Origin of the sequence: Caballeronia calidae (assembly GCF_900044055.2) — a bacterium.
Classification (GTDB): domain Bacteria; phylum Pseudomonadota; class Gammaproteobacteria; order Burkholderiales; family Burkholderiaceae; genus Caballeronia; species Caballeronia calidae.
In genome coordinates, this window is record NZ_FCOX02000002.1 from 200,552 (window position 1) to 224,444 (window position 23,893).

Annotated in this window: 25 protein-coding genes; 13 read left to right on the forward strand and 12 right to left on the reverse strand. The window is 64.9% G+C overall.

The window, feature by feature from the left end:
- Position 1: 1 nt before the first annotated feature.
- The gene (locus AWB78_RS03110; protein WP_062602135.1) at positions 2-652 is read right to left on the reverse strand and encodes a cytochrome c3 family protein; all 651 of its coding nucleotides are present in this window, start codon (positions 650-652) and stop codon (positions 2-4) included.
- A 453-nt stretch (positions 653-1,105) separates the two neighbouring features.
- Positions 1,106-1,570, reverse strand: a complete 465-nt coding sequence (locus AWB78_RS03115; RefSeq protein ID WP_062602137.1) for a universal stress protein — start codon at positions 1,568-1,570, stop codon at positions 1,106-1,108.
- 612 nt (positions 1,571-2,182) lie between these two features.
- Between AWB78_RS03115 and AWB78_RS03120 the strand changes: the two genes are divergently transcribed.
- Together AWB78_RS03120 and AWB78_RS03125 are read left to right on the forward strand one after the other, a co-directional pair.
- A complete protein-coding gene (locus AWB78_RS03120; RefSeq protein WP_062602139.1) occupies positions 2,183-2,647 on the forward strand; it encodes a GNAT family N-acetyltransferase in 465 nt (154 codons plus the stop codon).
- A complete protein-coding gene (locus tag AWB78_RS03125; RefSeq protein ID WP_062602141.1) occupies positions 2,644-3,264 on the forward strand; it encodes an FMN-dependent NADH-azoreductase in 621 nt (206 codons plus the stop codon). Before AWB78_RS03120 ends, AWB78_RS03125 begins: the two co-directional genes overlap by 4 nt.
- On the opposite strand, the gene pdxR is transcribed toward AWB78_RS03125, so the two are convergent.
- Entirely contained in the window at positions 3,261-4,730 is a 1,470-nt protein-coding gene (pdxR, locus tag AWB78_RS03130) for a MocR-like pyridoxine biosynthesis transcription factor PdxR (RefSeq protein ID WP_062602420.1), read from the reverse strand. The genes AWB78_RS03125 and pdxR overlap by 4 nt on opposite strands.
- A gap of 103 nt (positions 4,731-4,833) precedes the next feature.
- Between pdxR and AWB78_RS03135 the strand changes: the two genes are divergently transcribed.
- Together AWB78_RS03135 and AWB78_RS03140 are read left to right on the forward strand one after the other, a co-directional pair.
- Positions 4,834-5,583, forward strand: coding sequence for an SDR family oxidoreductase (locus AWB78_RS03135; protein ID WP_062602143.1), 750 nt, complete (start codon positions 4,834-4,836; stop codon positions 5,581-5,583).
- Positions 5,584-5,772: 189 nt separating this feature from the next.
- Positions 5,773-7,761, forward strand: a complete 1,989-nt coding sequence (locus AWB78_RS03140) for a glycoside hydrolase family 28 protein (RefSeq protein ID WP_062602145.1) — start codon at positions 5,773-5,775, stop codon at positions 7,759-7,761.
- On the opposite strand, the gene AWB78_RS03145 is transcribed toward AWB78_RS03140, so the two are convergent.
- From AWB78_RS03145 to AWB78_RS03160, 4 genes are read right to left on the reverse strand one after another with little or no spacing between them, the layout of a single operon-like run.
- A complete protein-coding gene (locus AWB78_RS03145; RefSeq protein WP_062602147.1) occupies positions 7,758-8,828 on the reverse strand; it encodes an ABC transporter ATP-binding protein in 1,071 nt (356 codons plus the stop codon). The genes AWB78_RS03140 and AWB78_RS03145 overlap by 4 nt on opposite strands.
- Positions 8,829-8,847: 19 nt before the next feature.
- Positions 8,848-9,639, reverse strand: a complete 792-nt coding sequence (locus tag AWB78_RS03150; protein WP_062602149.1) for an ABC transporter permease — start codon at positions 9,637-9,639, stop codon at positions 8,848-8,850.
- Positions 9,636-10,574, reverse strand: a complete 939-nt coding sequence (locus tag AWB78_RS03155; protein WP_062602151.1) for an ABC transporter permease — start codon at positions 10,572-10,574, stop codon at positions 9,636-9,638. The genes AWB78_RS03150 and AWB78_RS03155 overlap by 4 nt, the downstream gene beginning before the upstream one ends.
- A gap of 19 nt (positions 10,575-10,593) precedes the next feature.
- Positions 10,594-11,712, reverse strand: a complete 1,119-nt coding sequence (locus AWB78_RS03160) for an ABC transporter substrate-binding protein (RefSeq protein ID WP_062602152.1) — start codon at positions 11,710-11,712, stop codon at positions 10,594-10,596.
- A gap of 348 nt (positions 11,713-12,060) precedes the next feature.
- On the opposite strand from AWB78_RS03160, the gene mdcA reads away from it, so the two are divergent.
- Genes mdcA through mdcH form a run of 9 tightly spaced genes read left to right on the forward strand, consistent with a single transcriptional unit; the run spans position 12,061 to position 19,419 of the window.
- Positions 12,061-13,722: a malonate decarboxylase subunit alpha gene (gene mdcA / locus AWB78_RS03165; protein WP_062602154.1), complete on the forward strand. Its 1,662-nt coding sequence runs from the start codon at positions 12,061-12,063 to the stop codon at positions 13,720-13,722.
- Positions 13,722-14,612 (forward strand): triphosphoribosyl-dephospho-CoA synthase, encoded by an 891-nt coding sequence (locus AWB78_RS03170; RefSeq protein ID WP_062602155.1) that lies wholly within the window; start codon positions 13,722-13,724, stop codon positions 14,610-14,612. Before mdcA ends, AWB78_RS03170 begins: the two co-directional genes overlap by 1 nt.
- An 8-nt stretch (positions 14,613-14,620) precedes the next feature.
- The gene (locus AWB78_RS03175) at positions 14,621-14,929 is read left to right on the forward strand and encodes a malonate decarboxylase subunit delta (RefSeq protein ID WP_062602157.1); all 309 of its coding nucleotides are present in this window, start codon (positions 14,621-14,623) and stop codon (positions 14,927-14,929) included.
- A 5-nt stretch (positions 14,930-14,934) separates the two neighbouring features.
- Positions 14,935-15,786 carry a biotin-independent malonate decarboxylase subunit beta gene (locus AWB78_RS03180; RefSeq protein WP_062602159.1) on the forward strand — a complete coding sequence of 284 codons (852 nt, stop codon included), beginning with the start codon at positions 14,935-14,937 and terminating at the stop codon, positions 15,784-15,786.
- Entirely contained in the window at positions 15,783-16,598 is an 816-nt protein-coding gene (gene mdcE, locus AWB78_RS03185) for a biotin-independent malonate decarboxylase subunit gamma (protein ID WP_062602160.1), read from the forward strand. The genes AWB78_RS03180 and mdcE overlap by 4 nt, the downstream gene beginning before the upstream one ends.
- 39 nt (positions 16,599-16,637) lie before the next feature.
- The gene (gene madL / locus AWB78_RS03190) at positions 16,638-17,033 is read left to right on the forward strand and encodes a malonate transporter subunit MadL (protein ID WP_062602162.1); all 396 of its coding nucleotides are present in this window, start codon (positions 16,638-16,640) and stop codon (positions 17,031-17,033) included.
- Positions 17,034-17,047: 14 nt separating this feature from the next.
- A complete protein-coding gene (madM, locus tag AWB78_RS03195) occupies positions 17,048-17,815 on the forward strand; it encodes a malonate transporter subunit MadM (RefSeq protein WP_062602164.1) in 768 nt (255 codons plus the stop codon).
- 18 nt (positions 17,816-17,833) lie between these two features.
- Positions 17,834-18,484: a malonate decarboxylase holo-ACP synthase gene (locus AWB78_RS03200; RefSeq protein WP_062602165.1), complete on the forward strand. Its 651-nt coding sequence runs from the start codon at positions 17,834-17,836 to the stop codon at positions 18,482-18,484.
- Complete coding sequence (gene mdcH / locus AWB78_RS03205) at positions 18,481-19,419, forward strand: malonate decarboxylase subunit epsilon (protein ID WP_062602168.1); 939 nt, start codon at positions 18,481-18,483, stop codon at positions 19,417-19,419. The genes AWB78_RS03200 and mdcH overlap by 4 nt, the downstream gene beginning before the upstream one ends.
- Before the next feature lie 4 nt (positions 19,420-19,423).
- Here the strand turns inward: mdcH and AWB78_RS03210 are convergent, their stop codons facing one another.
- The 5 genes from AWB78_RS03210 to AWB78_RS03230 form a co-directional block, all read right to left on the reverse strand.
- Positions 19,424-20,338 carry a LysR family transcriptional regulator gene (locus tag AWB78_RS03210; RefSeq protein ID WP_062602170.1) on the reverse strand — a complete coding sequence of 305 codons (915 nt, stop codon included), beginning with the start codon at positions 20,336-20,338 and terminating at the stop codon, positions 19,424-19,426.
- A gap of 85 nt (positions 20,339-20,423) precedes the next feature.
- The gene (locus AWB78_RS03215; RefSeq protein WP_062602172.1) at positions 20,424-21,440 is read right to left on the reverse strand and encodes a branched-chain amino acid ABC transporter permease; all 1,017 of its coding nucleotides are present in this window, start codon (positions 21,438-21,440) and stop codon (positions 20,424-20,426) included.
- Positions 21,441-21,448: 8 nt separating this feature from the next.
- Entirely contained in the window at positions 21,449-22,333 is an 885-nt protein-coding gene (locus AWB78_RS03220; protein ID WP_062602174.1) for a branched-chain amino acid ABC transporter permease, read from the reverse strand.
- Positions 22,334-22,347: 14 nt separating this feature from the next.
- Positions 22,348-23,112: an ABC transporter ATP-binding protein gene (locus AWB78_RS03225; protein ID WP_062602178.1), complete on the reverse strand. Its 765-nt coding sequence runs from the start codon at positions 23,110-23,112 to the stop codon at positions 22,348-22,350.
- On the reverse strand, positions 23,093-23,863 hold the full coding sequence (locus AWB78_RS03230) for an ABC transporter ATP-binding protein (RefSeq protein ID WP_062602179.1): 771 nt from the start codon (positions 23,861-23,863) through the stop codon (positions 23,093-23,095). Before AWB78_RS03230 ends, AWB78_RS03225 begins: the two co-directional genes overlap by 20 nt.
- Positions 23,864-23,893: the final 30 nt, after the last annotated feature.

The window sequence follows — 23,893 nt, forward strand, 5'->3', positions numbered from 1 at the left end:
TCTATCGATGACAAGTTGAGCAATCCGTCAGCCGTCTCGTGCCCTGCAGATGAAAGAGCCGGTTCAACTGCCCGATCTCCTGCTGCGACAACGGCGGGGTATTCGTCATCGAGAACACATCGGCGAGGGGCCGGATGTGTTGCGGCGCAGTGCGATGACACTGGAGGCACCACTGCATATCGAGCGATGCCACGCGCGCGGTCAGCGGCATTTCATCGATCCGGCCGTGACACTCGATACACGCGACGCCCTTGTTGACATGGATGCTGTGATCGAAATAGACGAAGTCCGGCAGATCGTGCACGCGGTTCCAGCGAATGGGCGTGTTGCTGTCCATGCTTGCGTGCAGCGGCGCGAGCACCGGCGAATCGGTGAACAGCTGCGAATGGCAGGTCAGGCAGATCTGCGTCGACGGCATGCCGGCGAACGCGGACTTCTCGACCGACGTATGGCAATAACGGCAGTCGATGCCGTCATCGCCGACATGATGCTTGTGGCTGAAAGGGATCGGCTGCTCGACAGGCTCATGGACTTTGGCGTCGGGCTCGGCGTACCAGCGCGCAGCAGTGATGGCGGCGATCACAAGGACAAGCGCCGTCATGGAGAACAGCTTGATGGCAAAAACCGTCGACTGACTGAACGCTTGCGCCATGGAAGCTCATGCCATCCCTGAGGTGGGTTTCATCTTTCGAGCGCGGCGCAAATGCGATGCCAACGCTTGCATGACGACATTCGAAGCACGAAGCTTCATCGGCGTTCGCGGAATTAGGGCGCCGAGCCGGTGTTCTTCGGCTTCTTCGCCAGCTCGCCTCCGGAATCAGACCGCTTCGAAGCCTGCGTTCCATAACTTTCTGATGAAGAGAACGCCGCTGTCGTTCTTACAATCAATACCGGTACGTTTAACAGGTCAGTCCAAAACGCACGCCAATGCGACATCAAGAGTGGTTGACGCTTCCCTTTACAAACGCTTTCGGTGAGCTTCTAGCGCTTCACGACGGAACGCGAGCCATTCTCGATTCGGACTCGATGAACGTGTTGGCGCATGGTTATAGGCACTACTAACTCGCACATTCCCGCCAGTACGGAGCGTCGAATCTGGACGTTCCTACGTCCCCGATTGCGCGGCTTGCACCGATTCCATATCCATCGCAACGAGCACGCTGCACGAAACACGATCGAGCAAGCGGCCGTCGTCCTGGCCGGTCCACCATCGTGCAAGAAGACCGCTGCGATGATGCCCGACCACGATGAGATCGATCTTCAGCTCTTCGGCGAACCGCGGGATTTGATTCATCGGGTTACCGATCGCAAAGTGACCGGCTGCCGACACACCGAGTCGCGCAAGCTTGTCGACGCCTTCACGTAGCACCTCTTTCGCCGACGCCTCCTCCAGATCGAAAGGCACCGCAGGCATGGCGTCGAGACCGCGCGCCCACGCAGCGTCGTCCAATACCGCAAGCAAATGCGTTTCGGCGCGAAGCTGTAGCGCGAGTTCGGCGCCGAGCCTCAAGGCGCAGCGCCCTTCCCGCGTGGCGTTATAGCACAATAAGATTCTGCGATATGTGGCCATCTCGACTCCTGCAAACTGTCCTTCAGATTGGCAAGGAGAGTCTCCTGTCGGATCACCTGCGTCGAACCGACGACGACGCCGTCGCCTGCCATTTTCAATGTATCACGTTGTGATGTATTTCGCTGAAGGCGCGTTAAAGGCGTGAGTTTCATGGCACAACAACGATTTCTTTGCCTGCCGGGCGATGGCTTCGATGTCCGCATAAACTCCATTAGGCATGCAAATCGCCATCTATCTTCTAATCATTGAGATAAGCAATTCGTCTATGATCCCCACGGCAAACAGATTGGCCGTCCGGGTGCGCCGCCGGTAATCGTTCCCCCCGGCGAGCCATGCTTCTGACAGGCATGGGCGAGGAGCAAGGCCACCGGCTCGTGCTCATCCTGATGGACGCAACCATGCCTCGTGGATCTCCTGCCGACGACTGGACGCCAAAACATATTTGCGAACGGGCCGAGGCGAGTTGAAACGAAACCGCCGCGCGCGGTCCACGCACAAGCGCCGCAGCCGCGAACGGCGCCGGTCTCTTGGCCCAGTCAAAAAGACATTTCTTGGCCCTTCAGCCTGTGTCATCGCGCCGATATCGTACGTGTCATGCAACGGAGAACACGCATGGACACATCGATTACCTTTCGGCATCTCGACACGCCCGACGACTGGACGCGCGCCTTCGACATCATGAAGGAACTGCGACCGCATCTGACGGACGCGGCCGCCTTCCGCGAGCAAATGCGCCGCCAACGCGAGGAAAGCTATCGCCTGCTCGCTGCATGTGATAGCGAAGGCGCGATTCTCGGCCTCGCCGGTTATCGCACGCAAACGAATACGCTGTACGGACGTTTCGTCTATGTCGACGATCTCGTCGTCACGGCGCGGCTGCAAAGCGGCGGCATCGGCGCATGCCTGCTCGACAAGGCCCGCGAGATCGCGCGTCATTCGCGCTGCGCCCATTTCGTGCTCGATACCGGCCTGCACATGGCGCTCGCGCAACGCTTCTACTATCGCAACGGCCTGCTCGCGAAAGGCATGCACTTCGTTCAGCCGCTGATTGAAAACAACAAGGAAACCGCGCGATGAAAGTCCTCTTCATCAACGCCAGCCCGCACGGCGAAGCGAGTCATGGCTACCGGCTCGCACTGGAAATGATCGATACGTTGCGCAAGAATGCGCGCGTGGATATCGTCGAGCGCGATCTCGCCGCGATGCCGCTGCCGCCCATCACCCGGGATTACGCACGCGCGATCACATCGCGTCATCCGGATGCGAGCCAGTTCGACATCTCCGAGCAATTGATCCGGGAAATCGAAACGACAGACGCGCTCATCATCAACACGCCGATGCACAACTTCACCGTGCCCGCCGGGTTGAAGCTATGGATCGATTATGTGCTGCGCATACATCGCACGTTCGCGTCGACGCCCGAAGGCAAGGTCGGTCTGATGCGCGACCGGCCGACGTTCGTGATCGTCGGATCGGGCGGCTTTCATTGCGGCGAGCACGCGCGTCAGCCTGATTTCCTCACGCCGTATCTGCGTTACGCGCTCGGCTCGATCGGCTTGAAAAGCATGCACTTCCTGCTGCTTCAAGGACTCGTTCGCGGCGATGAAGCCGTGAACGAAGCGTTGCAGGCTGCGCGCAACGAGATCGCGCGTCACGCGCTCTTCGCATCCGACGACGACACCGTCACGCTCTAACCGTCGTACGCCCGCCGCAGCATGCGTGCGAGACGCGCGGCTTCGGCGGCATCGGCGACATTCGCGAAGCCGACGACGATCCCGCGCAACGTATGCTTCGTGCGCCCGCTCAGATACCACGCCGATAGCGCGATCACCGCGAGACCCGCTTCGCGCGCGCGGGCGGCCATCGCCATGTCATCGACGGGGCCTTCGCGTCCCGCATGAAAGATCGCGACGAGGTGCATGCCGCCCGTCGGCAACTCGATGCTGACTTTGTCGCCGAACGCCTTCAGAATCGCATTCGCGAGCAGCATGCGGCGCTCGGCGTACAACGCGCGCATACGCTTCAGATGCCGCGCGAAATGCCCTTGCGCGATGAAGTCCGCCACCGCCGCCTGATAGAGATAAGGCGATCCCGCGTTCATGCTCTTCGTGAGTTGCGCAAAGCGCGCGACGGCCCGCTCGGGCAACACCACATATGAAAGCCGTAACCCCGGAAACAGCACCTTGCTGAAGGTGCCGCAATAGATCACGCGATCGTCGCGATCGAGGCTCTTCAGCGCGGGCAAGGGACGGCCCGCATAGCGGAACTCGCTGTCGTAATCGTCCTCGACGATCCAGCTTCCCGCGCGGCTCGCCCAGTCGAGCAGCTTCATGCGCCGCGCGAGCGAGAGCGTCACGCCGAGCGGACTCTGATGCGCAGGCGTCACGATGGCGAAGCGCGCGTCGCCCGCGAGCGCGATGCCGGCATCGACGTCGAGCCCCTCATGATCGACGGGCACGGGCACGAGCCGCATGCCTGCATCGACGAGAAAGTTACGCGCGAGCAGATAGCCCGGCTCTTCGAACCACGCGAAGTCATCCGGCTTGGCGAGACCGCGCAGGATGAGTTCGAGCGTCGCGCGATAGCCGTTCGTCACGAAGACCTGTTCCGGGTCGCACTCGACGCCGCGCGACAGGCCGAGATAGGTCGCGATGCGCTCGCGCAATGGGCGATATCCCGATGGCTCGGGGTACGTGAGCGTCGCGAGATCGCCGCTGCGCGCACGATAGGCGACGAGCCGGCTCCAAAGCTTGCGCGGGAACGCATCGAGCGCGGGCAGGCCGGGGCGCAGCGGCTTGGCGTCGTTGCCGACATCGGTGGCGGGCTCCGTTCGCGTGACGCGCGGCGCCGATGCGCGCTCGCGGCTCTTGCGTGCCGCCAACCGGGTGGCCGCGCCCGGCAGCGACGACGACACGAACGTGCCCGCCGCGCCGCGCATCTGCAAATAACCCTCATCGACGAGAATGTTATAGGCCATCTCGACCGTACCGCGCGCAGTATTCAGTTGCGTCGCGAGTCCGCGCAATGCGGGCACGCGATCACCCGGCTTCAGATGGCCCGCCGCGATCGCCGACTTGAAACGCTCGCATATCTGCAGATAAATCGGCGCGGCCTCGAGCCGGTCGATTTCAATGTTCAACGCAGGGTCGGCTGTGGGCATCAGGCAGCTCATGGACTAGTTGGATCGACGATTCTTGTCCCTTTCTTCTAAGCCATGATTGTCACACAATGACTTCACTTTCACTTGATTAGCGAGGTGCATCATGAAGATCGTCGTCATCGGTGGTTCGGGTCTGATCGGCGCGAAAACGGTCGCGATTCTGCGCGCGAAGGGTCACGAGGCCGTCGCCGCGTCGCCGCGCAACGGCGTCGATTCGGTGACGGGCGCGGGACTGAATGAAGCGCTTCGCGGCGCGCAGGTCGTCATCGACGTGAGCAACGCGCCTTCGTGGGCGCCCGACGATGTCATGGCGTTCTTCCGCGCGTCGACCACCAATCTCGTGAAGGCCGAAGCAGCGGCGGGCGTGAAGCATCATGTCGCGCTGTCGGTCGTCGGCACGGACCGCATGCCGGACAACGGCTATTTCCTCGCGAAAGTCGCGCAGGAAAAGCTGATCGCGGAATCGGGCGTGCCGTATTCCATCGTGCGCGCGACGCAGTTCCTCGAGTTTCTCGGCGGCATCGCGGATGCGGGCATGCAGGACGGCAAGGTGCATCTGTCGACGGGACAGTTCCAGCCGATCGCAGCCGACGATGTCGCGGCCAACGTCGCCGATGTCGCGCTCGGCGCGCCGCTGAACGGCATCGTCGATATCGCGGGGCCGGAGCGCGCGCCGCTGCATGAGATCGTCGCGCGATATCTGAAGTCGCAGGGCGATGCGCGCGAGGTCGTCGTCGATCCGAAGGCCACGTACTTCGGCGGCACGATCGACGAAGATTCGCTCGTGCCCACAGGTGACGCGCGCCGCGGCAGCATCAGTCTCGAACAATGGCTGCAACGCGCGCGCGCGTGATGAAGACAACCGGGCGCGCGCGTCTGCCGCCCGTTGCACACGCAAAGCCGCCACGACTCGACGCAGGGCCGGCCGTCCATTTGGCTTAAGGGCGAGCACCAAGTATCGCGCGGTTCATACGGATGCCTAATATTCATCCGATGTCATATGACACCCGCGACTCGGTCGCTCTCCCAAGAGGCCCAATAATTGAACAAGCATTCCGCTCTTTCCACGCTGGCCCGCTCGGGCGCGGCGTGGCTCTCCGCCGTTTCGTTCACGCTGGCGCTCTCCGCTTGCGGCGGCTCGGATGCAACGACGCCGTCGGCTCAGACTTCCGACGCGGTGAACAACGTCGCGAATAGCGATGACGGCAGTTCCGCCGCATCGAGCCCGTCGGCGGCATCGGGCACGTCCGCCGCGCCGGCCGATTCCGCGTCCGGGGCATCGTCGCCCTCTACGGACACGCCCGCGACGCCGCCCGACCAGCCCGCGTCCGCCGTCACGCCCACGGGCTTCCAGGTCGGCACGACGACCTACGACCCCGCCCTGCCGCCCGAACCGGCGTTGCCGCTCGCCGCGCAACTCTGCGCGACGCTGCCCGCCTCGCTGACGGCGCAATCGAACGGTCTGCTGCCCGACAGCGCCGACGCCGCCGATACCGCGCCCGACACCGCGCGCATTCAGGCCGCGCTCGATTCATGCAAGAACCCGTCGAGCACCGGTCTCGCGACGAACAAGGCGGTGCGTCTCGTGCCGGGCCCGAACGGCGCGAACGCGTTCATCGCCGGGGCGCTGAACCTGCCGAGCGGCGTCACGCTGTGGATCGACAGCGGCGTCACGCTCTTCGCGTCGCGCGATCCGCGTCAGTACGACAAGGTCAAGGGCACCGCCAGTTGCGGCATCATCACCGCGAGCGACAACGGCTGTCTCGCGCTCATCAACGCGAGCAAGATCGCGTATGGCGCGGTCGTGGGCGATGGCGTCATCGACGGGCGCGGCGGCAGCCCGCTCATCAGCAGCGTGCCGAACGACCCGAATCTGATGAAGCGTCCCGACGGCAGCGGCACGATGAGCTGGTGGGATATCGGCTGGATGGCGAACAAGGTGCTGAATCAGGCGCAGAACAATCCGCGCCTCATCCAGATCAGCAATGGCCGCAACTTCACGCTGTATCGCGTGACGCTGCAGAATGCGCCGAAGTTTCACGTCGTGCCGAGCGGCGTGGAAGGCTTCACGGCGTGGGGCGTCAAGATCTACACGCCGACCGCCGCCTACGAGGCGATGAAGAACTATCTCGGCATGGCTTACAGCCCGGATACGGCGAAGAACACCGACGGCATCGATCCCGGAAGCTCCGGCCCGATCACGAGCAACGCGGGCAATCCGGGCAAGCTGACGGGCGACGCCAGCAACATGCTGATCGCGTACACGCATATCCGCACCGGCGACGATAACATGGCGATCAAGGGCGGCACCGGCACGGTCAACGGCCGCACGTACAACATCACCGTCGCGCATAGCCATTTCTATTCGGGGCACGGCATGTCGATCGGCAGCGAGACGGCGGGCACCGACAACGGCGCGCCAAACCCCGACGTCACGCCGGTGGACGGCATCCTGCCGAGCGTGAGCAATGTCAACGTCTACGATCTCGTGATCGACGGCGCGGACAACGGCCTGCGCATCAAGTCGGACTGGAGCCGCAGCGGTCTCGTTTCCAATATCCGCTATTCCAACGTGTGCATTCGCACGCCGGACTCGTCGCCGGACGGCAAGCCGCAAGCGCTGATCTTTTCGCCGTACTACAGCCCGACGAAGAACAACGGCCTGTATCCGAACTTCAGGAACATCGCGCTGGATGGCGTGCGCATCGTCAATGCATCGAGCTACACGTTCCAGGGATTCAACACAGCGAGCCCGGTGCTGCAAGGCTCGGGATGGTCGGCGGGCACGACCGGCTGGCCGAATCCGGCGGTCGTCAATCCGTTGACGATCTCGCTCGACAATGTCGTCGCGGATGTCGCGCCGCTCTCCTTCACGGTCGCGGATGCGCTCGTTTCGATCGGCGAAGGCGGCACCTCGCTGCCGTTCACGAACGGCGGCAATGTGAGCGTCACCCGCGCGGCGCTTAACCAGTCGATCGCGCCCGTCGATTGCAGCATGGCATTCGTGCCTTTCCCTGGCTCGGCTCGCTAGCGCACGTTCTCATCGAGCACGAGCAGGTTGTCGTGCGAAAAGCCGAGCGCGACCGGCTGGCCGCGCTCCGGCAGAATCCGGTGGGGATCGTTGAAGAGATCGAGGGAAACCACGGCGCCGCTGACCCGCGCGCGAATGCGGACCACGGCGCCCAGAAAGCTGATCTCTTCCACGGTGGCCGCCAGCGAGTTCCGGCCGTGCGCTGGCGGCTCCAGCAGGATCGCCTCGGGCCGCAGCGCCAGCAGCCGCTCCTTGCCCGCATCGTCGGGAGGAAGCGGCCTCGACGTCACGAGCTCCTGTCCTGCCACCGCGATGCGCCCCGTCGCAGGATCGATCACACGGCCCGCGAGAATGTTGAGCGTTCCCACGAACGACGCGACGAAGCGTGTGCGCGGAAAGTTGTAGATATCGAGCGGCGCGCCGATCTGCTCGACGCGCCCGTCGTTCATCACGACGATGCGGTCCGAGATCGACAGCGCCTCTTCCTGATCGTGCGTGACGAAGATCGACGTGATGCCGAGCTCACGCTGCAGCGCCCGGATGTCGTCGCGCAACGAGACGCGGATTTTCGCGTCGAGCGCGGACAGCGGTTCATCCAGGAGCAACACCTGAGGCTTGCTCGCGAGCGCCCGCGCCAGCGCCACGCGCTGTTGCTGCCCGCCGGACAGTTGCCACGGATAGCGCGCGGCGAGATGCGGCAGCTTGATGAGTTCGAGCATGTCGGCGACGCGCGCATCCATCTCCTTTTGCGAGCGCTTCGCGACCTTCAGCGCGAAGCCGATGTTCTGCGCCACCGTCATGTTCGGAAACAGCGCATACGACTGAAACACCATGCCGACCGCGCGATCGCGCGTGCGCACATGCGTGACGTCGCGTCCGTCGAGGCGGATCGTGCCGTGCGTGGGCGTTTCGAATCCGGCGATCATGCGCAGCACCGTGGTCTTTCCGCAGCCCGACGGCCCGAGAAAGGTAATGAATTCGCCCTTCTCGATCTGCATGTCGAACCGATGCAGCGCGACGTTGGTCCCGAACGCCTTGTGAAGATTGTCGATCTCGAGGAATGCCATGGGTCGCGGCCTCATCGGCTCAAGTTTTATGTCCGGCCAGGGCGCGCGCCGAGCCGAACACCTGGATCAATCCCATCGATGCCCACGTGATGATGAACGCGATGATCGCCAGCGCCGAAGGCTCGTAGGCGCGGTTCGCGCCGACCAGTTGCAGGTACGGCCCGAACGCCGGACGATCCAGCAGGCTCGCGATCGTGAATTCGCCGATCACGACGGCGAACGTCAGGAATGCGCCGGACAGAATGCCCGAGCGCACGTTCGGAAAGATCACGCGGAACAGGATCGTCGTCCAGCCCGCGCCGAGACACTCGGCGGCCTCGGTCAGCGAGCGGACATCCACGGCGCGCATTCCGGCATCGACGGCACGGTACATATAGGGCAGCGATAGCGTGACGTAACCGAACACGAGCAGCAGATCGGTCGCGCGCTCGTTGCTGGTGAGCGGCAGTATCGAACTGCTGTTGTAGATGCGCAGATAGCCGAAGACGATCACGATGGCCGGGATCACGAGCGGCAGCAAGGTGATGAACTCGACGACAGGCCGCAGCTTCGGCAGACGCAATTGCACCCAATACGCGGTCGGCACGACGAGCAGCACGCCGATCACGATGGTGAGCAAGCCCATCAGCACCGAATAGCCGAACGAGGCCTGAAAATGGGGATCGCCGAGCACGACGCGGTAGGCATCGAAGCTGTATGTATCGCGGCGCATCCGCAGACTGAATTCGAAGGTCGCGGCGAGCGGGATCAGGAAATACAGCGCGCCGACGATCACCGCGATCCAGGCGCCCGCGCGCGATTGCGTGTTCATCGGCGGCCCCTTTCGGCTCGCGCGCGCAGCCAGATGTAGCCGCCGTTCGACAGGCCCGTGACCACGATCATGCCGAGCGCGAGCGCGTAGCCGAGATTCTGGTTATGCAGCACGTCGCCGCGAATCTGCGCGTACAGCAAAATCGGCACGATATTGAGCGAACTGCCGGTCAGCGCGTAAGCCGTGGCGACCGCGCCGAACGCGTTCGCGAACAGCAGCAAGGCCGCGCCGAGCAGGCTCGGCCACAAGACCGGCAAGCCGACATATCGCCAATACTGTGCCGCCGTCCCGCCGAGACAGTCGCATGCTTCGCGCCACTCGCGTTTCAGACCGTCGAGCGCCGGCGTGATGATGAGCACCATCAACGGAATCTGGAAATACAGGTACGTGATGGTCAGCCCGAGGAAGCTTAGAATGCTGAAGCCGGTGGAGTAGAGATTGAAGCCGAGATACTTGCGCGCCAGCACCGTCACGAGACCCACGCGCCCCAATGTGCAGATGAACGCGAAGGCAAGCGGCACGCCCGCGAAGTTGGATGCGACGCCCGAGAAGGTCATGAGCGTCGGCCTGATCCATGCGGGGAGCCGGCCATGCACCGCGGCCCAGGCGAGCAGCGCGCCGAAGAGCGTCCCGCCCGCGGCGGATGCGACGCTCACCTTCACGCTGATCCAGTAGGCATCGAGCACGCCTGGCTGAAACAGCTCGCGGAGATTGGCCAGCGTGAAGTGGCCCTGCGCGTCCTGAAACGCGCCGATCATCAGGAATGCGGTGGGCAGCAACAGAAACAGTAGTGCGAACCCGAAGAACGGCGCGACGCCCGCATAGGTCAGCCAGCCGGCCCCGCTGCCCGCGCGCACGGGTCCGGACTTCGGCGCGGGCGCGGCCGGCGTCAGCAAGTCCGGCCCGGATGCGCCCGGCTGCGGCGATGCGCTCATCTCGGCAGTTCGGACGCGGCTACTTCACGTTCGCCCCGACGACCTGATCCCAACCTTTGGTCACGGCGTCTTTCGTGGCGTTCTGCTGCTCGAGCGTCGGAAAGACCGCGTTGCCATATGCCGATGCGGGCGGCAGCTTCGCGAGCAGCGCCTGCGGCACCTTTTTCTGCGCGACGAGTTCGTTGTAGCGCATCGGGTGACAGTAACCGGCCAGCCAGCCGAGTTGCCCTTCATCGGAGTAGAGGAATTCCATCCATAGCTTCGCGGCGTTCGGATGAGGCGCGTAGGCGCTGATCGCCTGAACATAGACGCCCGCCACCACGCCCGTCTTCGGCACGATCACCTGCACTTTCGGATTGCCCTTGAGCGTGTCCCGATCGGCGAGCGCGTTGTAATCCCAGCGCACGATGATCGGCGTCGTGCCCTGCGCCAGCGACGCGGCCTTGCCGATAACCGGCACGAAGTTGCCGCTCTTGTTCAGATCGGCGAAAAACTTGAGGCCCGCCTGGTCGGCTTTGCCTGCATCGCCCTTGGTCTGCGAGAGGCCGGCCGCATAAACGGCCTGAATGGCCTGATTGGCCGAGCGCGGATCGCCGGCGAGGGAGACTGCGTTGCGGTACTCCGGCTTGAGCAGATCGCCCCAATCGGCCGGCGGCTTGTCGATCATGTCCGCGTTGACTTCGAACGCAAGCACGCCGTAGTAGTCGCCGTACCAGTAGCCGTCCGCATCCTTGGAAGCAGCCGGAATCGAATCCCACGTCGATACCTTGTAAGGCTGCAACAAGCCTTCCTTCTTGGCGGACGGCCCGAACGACAGGCCGACATCGATGACATCGGGCGCCTGCGGTCCCTTGTTGCCTTTGTTCGCCTTGATCGCTTCGATCTCGTCGCCCGAGCCCGCATCGGGGTTGAGCTCGTTGACGCGGATGCCGTACTTCTTCTGGAACGCGGCGATCAGTGCACCGTACCCGCACCAGTCGTGCGGCAAGGCGATCGTCGTCAGCTGACCTTCCTGCTTCGCGGCGGCGACGAGCGCGTCGGGCGGCGCAGCCGACGCCGGACCGATGCCGCCCCCCGCCAGTGCGGCCGCTGCGGAGATCGAAATGACACGGCCCGCCCAGATACGCTTCATCGTCATCGCTGCTCCCGGTGAGGAAGGTAGTGCGTTGAAGAGATCAGCCGATTGCTGATGCAGGCTAGATTTAATTCCCCGAATTTGCAAGCCGCCAAAAAGTGGCGCCGCGCCGGCGAAATCCCTGTCGTTCGACTCCACGATTGAGCATTCCATATGCGGCGGAAAGGCCCGAACCACATCTGCCTGCGAAGCAAGGGAAAACCCTCGATAACCGAAGCACGCCGCCCCGCGCGGCAGGCAGGGCAAGGCGGAAAGGATCGTTAGCCTGAGGATAACGAACGCATCCCGAGTGTCATTGAACGCCCCTCTCCCGCTCTCTAGACTCGCCTCAAGTCCTGAGCGAGAGCACACATGTCCAGTCAAAGTCCCACCCACTCCCGTTGGGCCACGCGCCGCGCGGAAAAACATCGCCGGCTTGCGCGGGTCGCATCGATCGCGGACGGCAACGTGCTGCCCGCCGGGCGCATCGTCGATGTCCTGCAAAACCTGATCGCGGCGGGCGATCGTGTCGTCGTCGAGGGCAACAATCAGAAGCAGGCGGATTTTCTGTCGCGTTCGCTCGCGAAAGTCGATCCGGAAGTCATCCACGACCTGCACCTCATCATTCCGAGCGTGAGCCGGGCCGAGCATCTCGATCTCTTCGAGCGCGGCATCGCAAGAAAGCTCGACTTCGCCTATGCGGGCGCGCAAAGCCTGCGCATCTCGCAGTTCCTGCAGGACGGCATCCTCGAGATCGGCGCGATTCATACCTACATCGAGCTGTATGCGCGGCTCTATGTCGACCTGACGCCCAACGTCGTGCTGATCGCCGGCTTCAAGGCGGATCGCGACGGCAATCTCTATACGGGCGCAAGCACCGAAGACACGCCCGCGCTCGTCGAAGCCGCCGCGTTTCGCGACGGCATCGTGATCGCGCAGGTCAACGAGATCGTGGGCGATCCGAAGGACCTGCCGCGCGTCGACATTCCGGGTTCGTGGATCGACTTCGTCGTGCAGGCGGACAAGCCGTTCTTCATCGAGCCGCTCTTCACGCGCGACCCGCGCCTCATCACGCCGATCCAGATTCTCATGGCGATGATGGCGATCCGCGGCATCTACGAGCGGCATCAGGTGCAGTCGCTCAATCACGGCATCGGCTTCAACACGGCGGCGATCGAACTGATCCTGCCGACCTACGGCGAAAAGCTCGGCCTGAAGGGCAAGATCTGCCGCCACTGGACGCTCAACCCGCATCCGACGCTGATCCCCGCGATCGAAACCGGCTGGGTCGACAGCGTGCATTGCTTCGGCGGCGAACTGGGCATGGAAGCCTATGTCGCGCAGCGGCCCGATATCTTCTTCACCGGGCGCGACGGGTCGATGCGCTCCAACCGCGCGATGTGCCAGCTCGCGGGGCAATACGCGGTCGATATGTTCATCGGCTCGACGCTGCAGATGGACGGCCTCGGCAACTCGTCGACGGTCACGCACGGCCGGCTGACGGGTTTCGGCGGTGCGCCGAACATGGGCCACGATCCGCACGGCCGGCGCCACGCGACACCCGCATGGCTCGATCTGCTGCAGACGGACAACCCGCTCGAACGCGGCCGCAAGCTCGTCGTGCAGATGGTCGAGACATTCCAGGCGGGTGGCCAGCCGAGCATCGTCGAATCGATCGATGCGGTCGAAGTCGGGCGCGATTCGGGCATGCCGCTCGCGCCCGTGATGATCTACGGCGACGATGTCACACACGTGCTGACCGAGGAAGGCATCGCGTATCTCTACAAGGCGCGCTCGCTCGAGCATCGCAAGCAGATGATCGCGGCGGTCGCGGGCGTGACGCCGGTCGGTCTTTCGAACAGCGCGGACAAGCTCGCCGAACTGCGCCGCGACGGCTTCGTCGCGTTGCCCGAAGACCTCGGCATCCATCGCAGCGAAGCGAGCCGGTCGCTGCTCGCGGCGAAGAGCGTGGCGGATCTCGTCGACTGGTCGGACGGGCTGTACGACCCGCCCGCGCGATTCAGGAGCTGGTGATGCACGAGAACCTCGCCATGAACGCGGCGCGGCCTTTACGCCAGGCGCCGGACCTCGCCGACCGCCTCGGCGCGCAGGTGGTCGAAGCGCTGATCGACGAAGTGACGCTCGCGCCGAAGCCCGGACTCGTCGATATCCGCAGCCGCGGCGCGCATCACGATCTCGACTGGAAACTGATGTGCGTATCGGCGCTGGCGCTGCAGCCGACCTTCGCCGAGCTGGCGCGCGCGGGCATCGAAACGAGGCCGATGCTTGCGCTGCGCGAGCGCATCGGCGCAATCGGCCGCGAAGGCGAAGCGCGCATGCTCGATGCGACCGGCGGCGCGAATACGCATCGCGGCGCGATCTGGGCGCTCGGACTGCTCGTCACCGCCGCGGCGCGCGAGCCGTCGGACCTCGCTCCGGCGGCAGTCGCCCGGCGCGCCGGATCGATCGCCCGTCTGCAGGATCGTCACGCGCCCGCCGTCACCGGCAACAAGGGCGAGCAGGCATGCCGCGACTACGACGTCGGCGGTGCGCGCGGTCAGGCGCAGGCAGGCTTTCCGCATGTCGTGGACATCGCCCTGCCGGAGCTCGCGCGTTCACGCGAACGCGGCGACAGCGAAACCGCCGCGCGCCTGAACGCGCTGCTCGCGGTGATGGCGAGCCTCGACGACACCTGCGTGCTCGCGCGCGGCGGACGCAGCGCACTCGCCGAGATGCAGGACGGCGCGCGGCTCGTGCTGGCACATGGCGGCGCGGCGCACATCGACGGCCGCCGCCGGCTCAAGGCGCTGGACCGGCGGCTCGTCGAACGGCACGTATCGCCCGGCGGCGCGGCCGATCTGCTCGCCGCCGCCCTCTTTCTCGACCGGCTCGGAAGCGAAGCCGGTCATCCGACGAAGGCATAGGAACGCATATGGAAACCATCGTCCTCGAATTCCCGGCGGGCCAGCCCGCGCAACGCCGCGCGCTGGCGGGCGTGGTCGCATCGGGAGACCTCGAAGTCCTGCTCGAAGCGAACGCGGCGCACCGCACCGTGGTGAACATCACGACATCCGTCGACGGCAAGGAACATATCTGGCAGTCGGTGCTGGAACGCATTCTCGGCGACGGCTCGCTGCCCGCCGCCAGGCTCGAAATCAACGATTCGGGCGCGACGCCCGGTGTCGTGCAGATGCGCATCGGGCAAGTCTTCGAACAACTGAAATCGACCGGCGGAGCGTGAAACATATGGATGCGCAACAACTGCTCGAACGCCAGAGCTTCATCGAACTCGATGCGCGCAGCCGCGCGAAAAAGCTGCTGGACGAAGGCACCTTCAGTGAACTGCTCGATCCGTTCGAGCGTGTGAGCTCGCCGTGGCTCAAGCGCCAAGGCATCGTGACGCAGGCCGACGACGGCACGGTCGTCGCGAAGGGAACCATCGACGGTCAGCCTGCCGTCGTGCTCGCCATCGATGGCGGGTTTCAGGGCGGCAGCATGGGCGAGGTGTCGGCGGCGAAGATCGCGGGCAGCCTCGAACTCGCCGCCGAGGACAACCGCAGCGGCATTCCGACGCGCGCCGTCATCCTCTTCGAGACGGGCGGCGTGCGCTTGCAGGAAGCGAATCTCGGGCTGGCGGCGATCGCGGAAATCCACGCGGGCATCGTCGATCTGCGGCGCTATCAGCCCGTGATCGGCGTCACGGCCGGGCCGATCGGCTGCTATGGCGGGATGTCGATCGCGGCCGGTCTGTGCAGCTATCTGATCGGCACGCGCGAGGCGCGGCTCGGGCTCAACGGACCGACTGTGATCGAGCAGGAAGCGGGCATCGCGGAATTCGATTCGCGCGACCGCCCGATGATCTGGAGTTTCACGGGCTGCGAGCAAAGACATCGCACGGGACTGGTCGATGTCTACACCGCCGACGACGCCGATGCGATCCGCGCCGCCGTCATCGACCGGTTCCGCGCCGGACGTCCCGAAGCATGCCGCAGCGAACGCGTCACGGGCTTTCTCGCGCGGCTTTCCGAAATCGATCCGCGCGTGCAGGCCACGCCGGAACACGTGGCCGCCATCTACGGCAAGGGGTTCGGGTCATGAGCACACAAGAGCTTTCGAAGCGCGGCGCGGTCTGGCTGGATGCACTCACCGGCAGCGCGCCGTTGCAGGCAGGCTATCCGCCTTCGGTGCGGGTCGCCGATGCGCGTATCGGCAATCAACCCGCGCGGTTCATCGCGGTGGTGCCGGACCCGGACAACCCGTTTCCGCGCGCACGCAGCGGCGAAGTGGGCCTCGTGGAAGCGTGGGAGATCGCGCGGGCGGTGCGCGAAGCCGTCGATGCCGATGCACAGCGCGATGAGAAACGCCCGATCGTCGCGGTCATCGACGTGGCGAGCCAGGCCTACGGACGCCGCGAGGAAGCATATGGCATTCATCAGGCGCTCGCCGCCGCCGCCGATGCCTACGCGAGCGCGCGGCTCGCCGGCCATCCGGTGATCGGGCTGATCGTGGCACGCGCGATGTCCGGCGCGTTTCTCGCGCACGGCTATCAGGCGAACCGGCTGATCGCGCTCGCCGATCCGAAGGTGATGGTCCACGCGATGGGCAAGGAATCGGCCGCGCGCGTCACGCTGCGCTCGGTGACCGAGCTGGAGGCGTTCACGGCGCGCGTGCCGCCGATGGCCTACGACATCGACAACTACGCGTCGCTCGGATTGCTCTGGAAGCTGCTCTCCGTGATCAACGCCGACGCCCCCACCGGCGCGGACCAGTCGACGGTCGAAAAGGCGCTGCAAGCCGCCTTCGACGACATTCGCGCCGACCCGTCACGCGGCCTCGAAAGCCGCCTTCGCAGCGAGCACCGCGCGGCCTCGTCGACGGTTCGCCGCAAGCTGCGGGAACAGTGGCGCTGAGTCATCGAAAGCCAATCAGACAAATACAGGAGACACGAAATGATCATCTATGGAACCGCGCTGCTCGCGTTCTGCCATCTGGCGGGACTGTTTCTCGGCGACCTGCTCGGGGTCGCGATCGGCGTCAAGACGAATGTCGGCGGTGTCGGCATCGCGATGCTGCTTCTGATCTTCCTGCGGCTCTATCTGCACGGAAAGGGCCTCCTGCCGAAGGAAACCGAAGCGGGCGTCGGCTTCTGGGGCGCGATGTACATCCCGGTCGTCGTCGCGATGGCGGCAAACCAGAACGTCGTCGCCGCGCTCAAGGGCGGCCCTGTCGCGCTGCTGTCGGCATTGGGCGCCGCGGCTGTCTGCGCGGGCTGCATCGCCGTGCTGTCCCGCACCGGTCACGACAGCACATCGTTCGTGAACGCGCCGCATCTCGAAGAAATCTGAAGCAGGAGTCCGCCATGTTCCAAATGATCGACAAGGTTCTGATGCACAACGGCCTCGTCACCGCGTTCGCGCTGGTGGGGCTCATCATGTGGGTGTCGTCGCTGATCTCGCGCAAGCTGACCTTCGGGCGCGTGCACGGCTCGGCGATCGCCATCGTGATCGGCCTCGTGCTCGCCTATTTCGGCGGCGCGTTCACCGGAGGACAAAAGGGTCTCGCGGACTTGCCGCTTTTCACGGGCGTCGGCCTGATGGGCGGCGCGATGCTGCGGGACTTCGCCATCGTCGCGACCGCCTTCGAAGTGCAGGCCAACGAGGCGCGCAAGGCCGGGCTCATCGGCGTGGTGTCGCTGCTGCTCGGGACCGTGCTGCCGTTCATCGTCGGCGCGAGCATCGCGCATGCGTTCGGCTACACCGACGCCGTGAGCATGACCACCATCGGTGCGGGTGCCGTGACGTATATCGTGGGACCGGTGACGGGCGCGGCGATCGGTGCAAGCTCGGATGTGATCGCGCTCAGTATCGCGACGGGTCTCATCAAGGCGATCATCGTGATGATCGGCACGCCGCTCGCAGCGGGCTTCATGGGGCTGAAGACGCCGCGCTCCGCGATGATCTTCGGCGGCTTGGCCGGCACGGTGAGCGGCGTCAGCGCGGGGCTCGCCGCGACCGACCGGCGGCTCGTTCCCTACGGCGCGCTGATCGCGACGTTCCATACGGGCGTCGGCTGCCTGCTCGGGCCGTCGCTGCTGTTCTTCGCGACGAAGGCGCTGATGGGCGCGTGATGCCAAGGGAGAACCGCTGTGTCGATCGACGATGAAGTGATTCGCCCGCACGATCTTCTGTGGATCGCCGCGCCGCATGATATCCGCACGGAATCGGAGTTGCCTGCGTGGGCTTCGCCCGAGTGGCTGTCGGTCGCGCCGGCCGTGGTGCGGCGCGAAGCGGTCGGCGCGCATGACATCGTGCCCGTGGGGCTTCGAGGGCGCACGCGCAGCGAGCGGTTCGCGGGCTTCGTGGCGCGCGAGCGGATCGCGCGTCGCGTGACGCCCGAAGCGCTCGCTCGGGCGCGCGCGTGGCGTTTCGATACCGCGATCGCGAGCCTGCCCTGCGTGCGCGCACTCGCCCGCATCGCGCCCGAACTCGACCGGCTTCGGCTGGCGTGGGGCGTTATCGGCAGCGTCGGGTTTGCGCTCGCGAGCGGCTTGCACACGTTGAGAGAGGACAGCGACCTCGATCTGCTGCTACGTACCACGCAGCCATTGCCGCGCGATGAAGCGCACTCGCTCCTGTCGATGCTCAAGCGCATGCCAGCACGCATCGATATGCAGGTGGACACCGGTCACGGCGGCTTCGCGCTCGCGGAATGGGCGGGCCGATCGGACCGCGTGTTGCTGAAGACGGGACGCGGACCCTTGCTCGTAGCCGATCCCTGGGCGGAGCACGCATCATGAGCGTGCTATTCACGTTTCCCGGCCAGGGCTCGCAGCGCGCCGGCATGCTGCACGCGCTGCCGGATCACATCGACATGGCCCGCACGCTCGAAGAAGCCAGCGACACGCTGGGCCATGACGTCCGGTCCATCGACGATGCCGCATCGCTGCGCTCCACCGTCGCCGTGCAGCTTTGTCTGCTGATCGCGGGCGTCGGTCAGGCGCGCGTGATGCAGGCGCACGGCCATGTGCCCGACATGGTGTCGGGGCTTTCGATCGGCGCGTATCCCGCCGCGGTGATCGCGGGCGCGCTCGCCTTCCCCGATGCGCTCAGGCTCGTGGCCTTGCGCGGCCAGTTGATGGAACGCGCCTATCCGCGAGGCTATGGCATGACGGCGATAATCGGCCTGACGCAGCGCGCGCTCGAACGGCTGATCGCGCAAGTGAACAGCGGCGCCGAGCCCGTCTTCCTCGCAAACATCAACGCGGAAACACAGATGGTCGTCGCGGGCAGCGACGCGTCGATGGATCGTCTCGCGGCACTTGCAACGGACCACGGCGCGCAACGCTGCGAGCGTCTCGATGTCGCGGTGCCTTCGCATTGCGCCCTGCTCGACGCGCCCGCAGCCGAGCTCGCCGACGCTTTCGCTCGGGTCGATGTGCGTGCGCCGCGCATCGTTTATCTGAGCAGCAGCGCCGCGCGGCCGCTTTTCGACGGCGCGCGCATTGCCGCCGACCTCGCCGGCAACATGGCGCGGCAGGTGCGCTGGCACGACACGATGAGACTCGCATGGGAACGGGGCGCGCGCCTCGCGATCGAGATGCCGCCCGCCAATGTCCTCACGCGGCTGGCCGGTTCGATTTTTTCCGAAGGCATCGCGGTGTCCTGCAGCGAGACCTCGTTGCCCGATCTCGGCGCGCTCATCGACAGGGCATGCGCAAGCGACGAGCGATGAAGCGTCAGTCAGCGCTTCTCGTGCGCAGACGACAGACGGCCATCAGCGCGAGCAGGTTCGGATCGCGCTCGCGCGCGCGCAGGAAACTGACGCCGATGGTCTGGCGCATCAGGTATTGCGGCTTGAGCGGAATGAACTGCACCTTGTCGCCGAAAACGCCGCGCACACGCCCGGGCAAAAGCGTATAGCCGACTCCACCGCTCACCAGATTCATCAGCGAGAAGATGTCGCCGGTTCGCATCGTCACGTTCGGCGTGAAGTCCGCGACGCGAAACGCCTCGACGAAGCCGTGATATGTCGCGAAGCCTTCACCGAGCGAAACGAAAGTCTCGTCGCGGCAATCCCGAAGATCGACGGCTTCCTGCTTTGCATAGGGCGAACCGGCGGGCGCGGCGAAAAAAATATCGTCTTCGAAAAGGGGAATGGATTCGATCTCGGGCTCGGCGTCGGGCATCGCCATCAGCGCGGCATCGATTTCGCTTCGCTTCAGCTTGTCGAGCAGTTCGACATTCGGACCGAGCACCAGCTCGACATGAAGCGCGGGCCTGCGCACCTTGATATCGACGACGATGCCGGGCACGGTCTTGATCGTCAGCGAGTAGAGCGAGCCGATTCTCAGGCGGTCTGACGAATAGCCCGCGGCCTCGCGCGTCGCACGAATGCCGTCGGACAGCAGCGTCATCACTTCCTGCGCGACATCGGCGAGGATCTGCGCCGCTTCCGTCGACTTGAGATTGCGGCCCTCATGGCGGAACAGCGCGCATCGCACGCCCTGCTCCAGGGAATGCAACGCGCGATGCACGCTGACGGTGCTCACGTTCAGCGCCTCGGCCGCCTTCGCGAGGTTGCCGGTCTCCATGAACGCAAGCAGCACTTCGAGCTTGCGGAAGGTGATCTCATCGTCGATTCGGTCGCGCATCTTGGATCATGGAACGGTCGAAGTTCCCGATTATCGCCTCGCAGGTGCGCCGGACGAATAGCGTTTATCCCTCATCCCTCGGGAATCACGCGGCATCGCTTCGCATCATGCGCCCGGCGACGCGCACCCGCGTGCGCTCCCGACGCCCGAGCCATTGCGCCATTTCCCCGACGATGCCGCGCCGGAACAGCAGCACGCAAGCGACGAACATCACGCCGGTCACGATGCTGACGGATTCGCCCAGCCCCTGAAACCACGCGATATGCGTGAGCTCCGCGAGCCACGTGCCGAACGCGGCGAGCTTCGTCTCCAGCCCGACGACGATCACCGCGCCGACCGCCGGCCCGAGCCGCGTGCCGAGACCGCCGAGCAAGGTCATGAGGATGACGGTGCCCGACATCGTCCAGTGCACGTCGGAGAGGGTGGCGAAGCCGAGCACGAGCGTCTTCATCGCGCCCGCGAGACCCGCGCACGCAGCCGATATGACGAACGCCAGCAGCTTGAAGCGATCGACGTCGTAGCCGAGCGAAACCGTGCGCGCCTCGTTCTCTTTCAACGCGCCGAGAATGCGGCCGAACGGCGAATCGAGCACGCGGCCGATGAACGCGAACGCCATCGCACTGATTGCGAGCACGACGTAATAGAGCGTGAGGTCGTCGTCGAGCGCGAGCGCGCCGAACAGCCGCCCGCGCGGCACGCCCTGCATGCCGTCCTCGCCACCGGTGAACGGCGTCTGCACGCAAAGGAAATAGACCATCTGCGCGAGCGCGAGCGTGACCATCGCGAAGTAGATGCCCTTGCGGCGGATCGCGAGCAATCCCATCACGAAGCCGAGCGCCGCGCCGACGCCCGCGCCGAGCAGCAACGCGGCTTCGGGCGGCAGGCCGTGATCGCGCAACGCGCTGCCCGCGACATAGGCCGCGACGCCGAAGAACGCCGCATGACCGAACGACAGCAGGCCGACATAGCCGAGCAACAGGTTCAGCGATGTGGCGAAGAGCGCGAAGCACATCAGCTTCATCAGAAAGACCGGATACGCGCCGAGCCACGGCGCGGCGGCGAGCACGGCCAATACGGCGAAGAATGCGAAACGGTTATGCATGAGACACCTCACTTCGATTGACCGAACAGCCCGGCGGGACGCACGAGCAGCACCAGCGCCATGACGGCGAACACGACCGTCGCGGACGCTTCCGGATAGAACAGCTTCGTCAGGCTTTCGAGGACGCCGAGCGCGAGGCTCGTCAGCACCGATCCGGCGATGGATCCCATTCCGCCGATCACGACGATCGCGAACACGGTGATGATCACGCTCTGCCCCATCAGCGGCGACACCTGCATGACCGGCGCGGCGAGCACGCCCGCGAACGCCGCGATCGCGACGCCGAAGCCGTAGCTCAGCGACACCATGCGCGGCACATCGACGCCGAACGCCGCGACGAGCCGCGGATTCTCGGTCGCCGCGCGCAGCAACGCGCCGAGTTGCGTGCGCTCGATCGCCCACCACGCCACTGCGCAAACCCCGAGCGATGCGACGACGACCCATGCGCGATACGCCGGCAGCATCATGAAGCCGAGATCGACGGCGCGCGCGAGGCTGTCGGGCGCGGCATACGACATGCCCGAGACGCCGTAGACGGAACGCGACGTGCCTTCGAAGATCAGCGTGACGCCGAGCGTGAGCAACAGTCCATATAGGTGATCGAGCTTGTAGAGCCGGCGCAGCATCGAACGCTCGACCATCACGCCCACCGCGCCCACGGCCAGCGGCGCGATGACGAGCATCAGCCAGTAGTCGAGGCCGAAGTAGTTCGTGCCCATCCACGCGAACAGCGCGCCGAGCATGAAGAACGCGCCGTGCGTGAAATTGATCACGTTCAACAGGCCGAAGATGAGCGACAGGCCCAGACTCAGCACGGCATAGAAGCAGCCGTTCATCAGCCCGAGGACGAGCTGACCCGATACCGCCTGCAGCGGCATACCGAAGATTTCCATGACGTTCGCTCCGATCAGATATTGAGCAGCGCTTGCAGCGTGGCCGTTTTTTCCGCAAGACGCGCCGACTCGAAGGCATCGACGATGCGTCCGTGCTCCATCACATAGAAGCGATCGGCGAGCGGCGCGGCGAAGCGGAAGTTCTGCTCGACGAGCAGAATCGTGAAGCCGCGCGCCTTGAGCAGCCTGATGACGCGCGCGAGTGTCTGCACGATCACGGGCGCGAGCCCTTCGGAGATTTCATCGAGCAGAAGCACGTTTGCGCCGGTGCGAAGAATGCGCGCGATGGCCAGCATCTGCTGCTCGCCGCCCGACAGGCGCGTGCCCTGGCTCGCGCGACGCTCGGCCAGATTCGGGAACATCGCGTAGATTTCTTCGAGCGACATCGGCGTGCCCTTCGCGCCGGGCAGACGCGGCGGCAGCAGCAGGTTCTCCTCGCACGACAGCCCTGCAAAGATGCCGCGCTCCTCCGGGCAATAGCCGACACCGAGGCGCGCCACGTCCTGCGGCTGCCTGCCGATCGTCTCCCGGCCATCGATGCGAACCGAGCCGCTGCGCGTATCGGTGAGTCCCATGATCGCCTTCAGCGTCGTGCTGCGGCCCGAGCCGTTGCGCCCGAGCAGCGTGACCACTTCGCCGCGCGCCGCGCGAAGGTCCACGCCGTGCAGGATGTGCGATTCGCCGTACCACGCTTCGAGGCCGCTCACGCGAAGCGCGTCTTCGCATGCCGCGGCGACGTTGCCATCGTCATGCAGGTCTTCAATGTGCGAGCGATTCATTCTCGGTCCCCATGTACGCATCCTTCACTTGCGGGTTCGCGGAGACGGACGCGTAATCGCCTTCCGCCAGAATCTCGCCGCGCTGAAGCACGGTGATGGTGTCCGCGATGCTCGACACCATCTTCATGTTGTGCTCGACCATCAGGATCGTTCGTCCGCTCGATACCTTACGGATGAGCGCCGTCACGCGATCGACGTCCTCGTGTCCCATGCCCTGCGTCGGCTCGTCGAGCAGCATGAGCACGGGGTCCATCGCGAGCGTCGTCGCGATTTCGAGCGCGCGCTTGTGACCGTATGACAGCTCGACGGTCTTCACATCGGCGTATGCGGCGAGGCCGACTTCAACGAGCAGTTCGAGCGCGCGCTCGCGCAGGCGCGTGAGCATCGCGCTGCTTTTCCAGAAGCGGAACGATACGCCGAGCGGCCGTTGCAAAGCGATCGTCACATTCTCGACGGGCGTCAGATGTGGGAACACCGCCGAGATCTGGAACGAGCGGATCACGCCGCTTCGCGCGATCGTCGCGGGTGCCGCCTTCGTGATCTCGCGGCCGTCGAAGAAAATGTGTCCCGAACTGGGCGTCAGGAACTTCGTCAGCAGGTTGAAGCAGGTGGTCTTGCCCGCGCCGTTCGGGCCGATCAGCGCGTGGATCGTGCCTCGCCGCACGCGCAAGTCGATACCGTTGACGGCCGTGAAGCCGTTGAACTGCCTGGTCAAACCCTTTGTCTCCAGAATCATGTCTGCATGCGTCATCGCAGCTCTCCTGATAGGGTGATGCAAGGC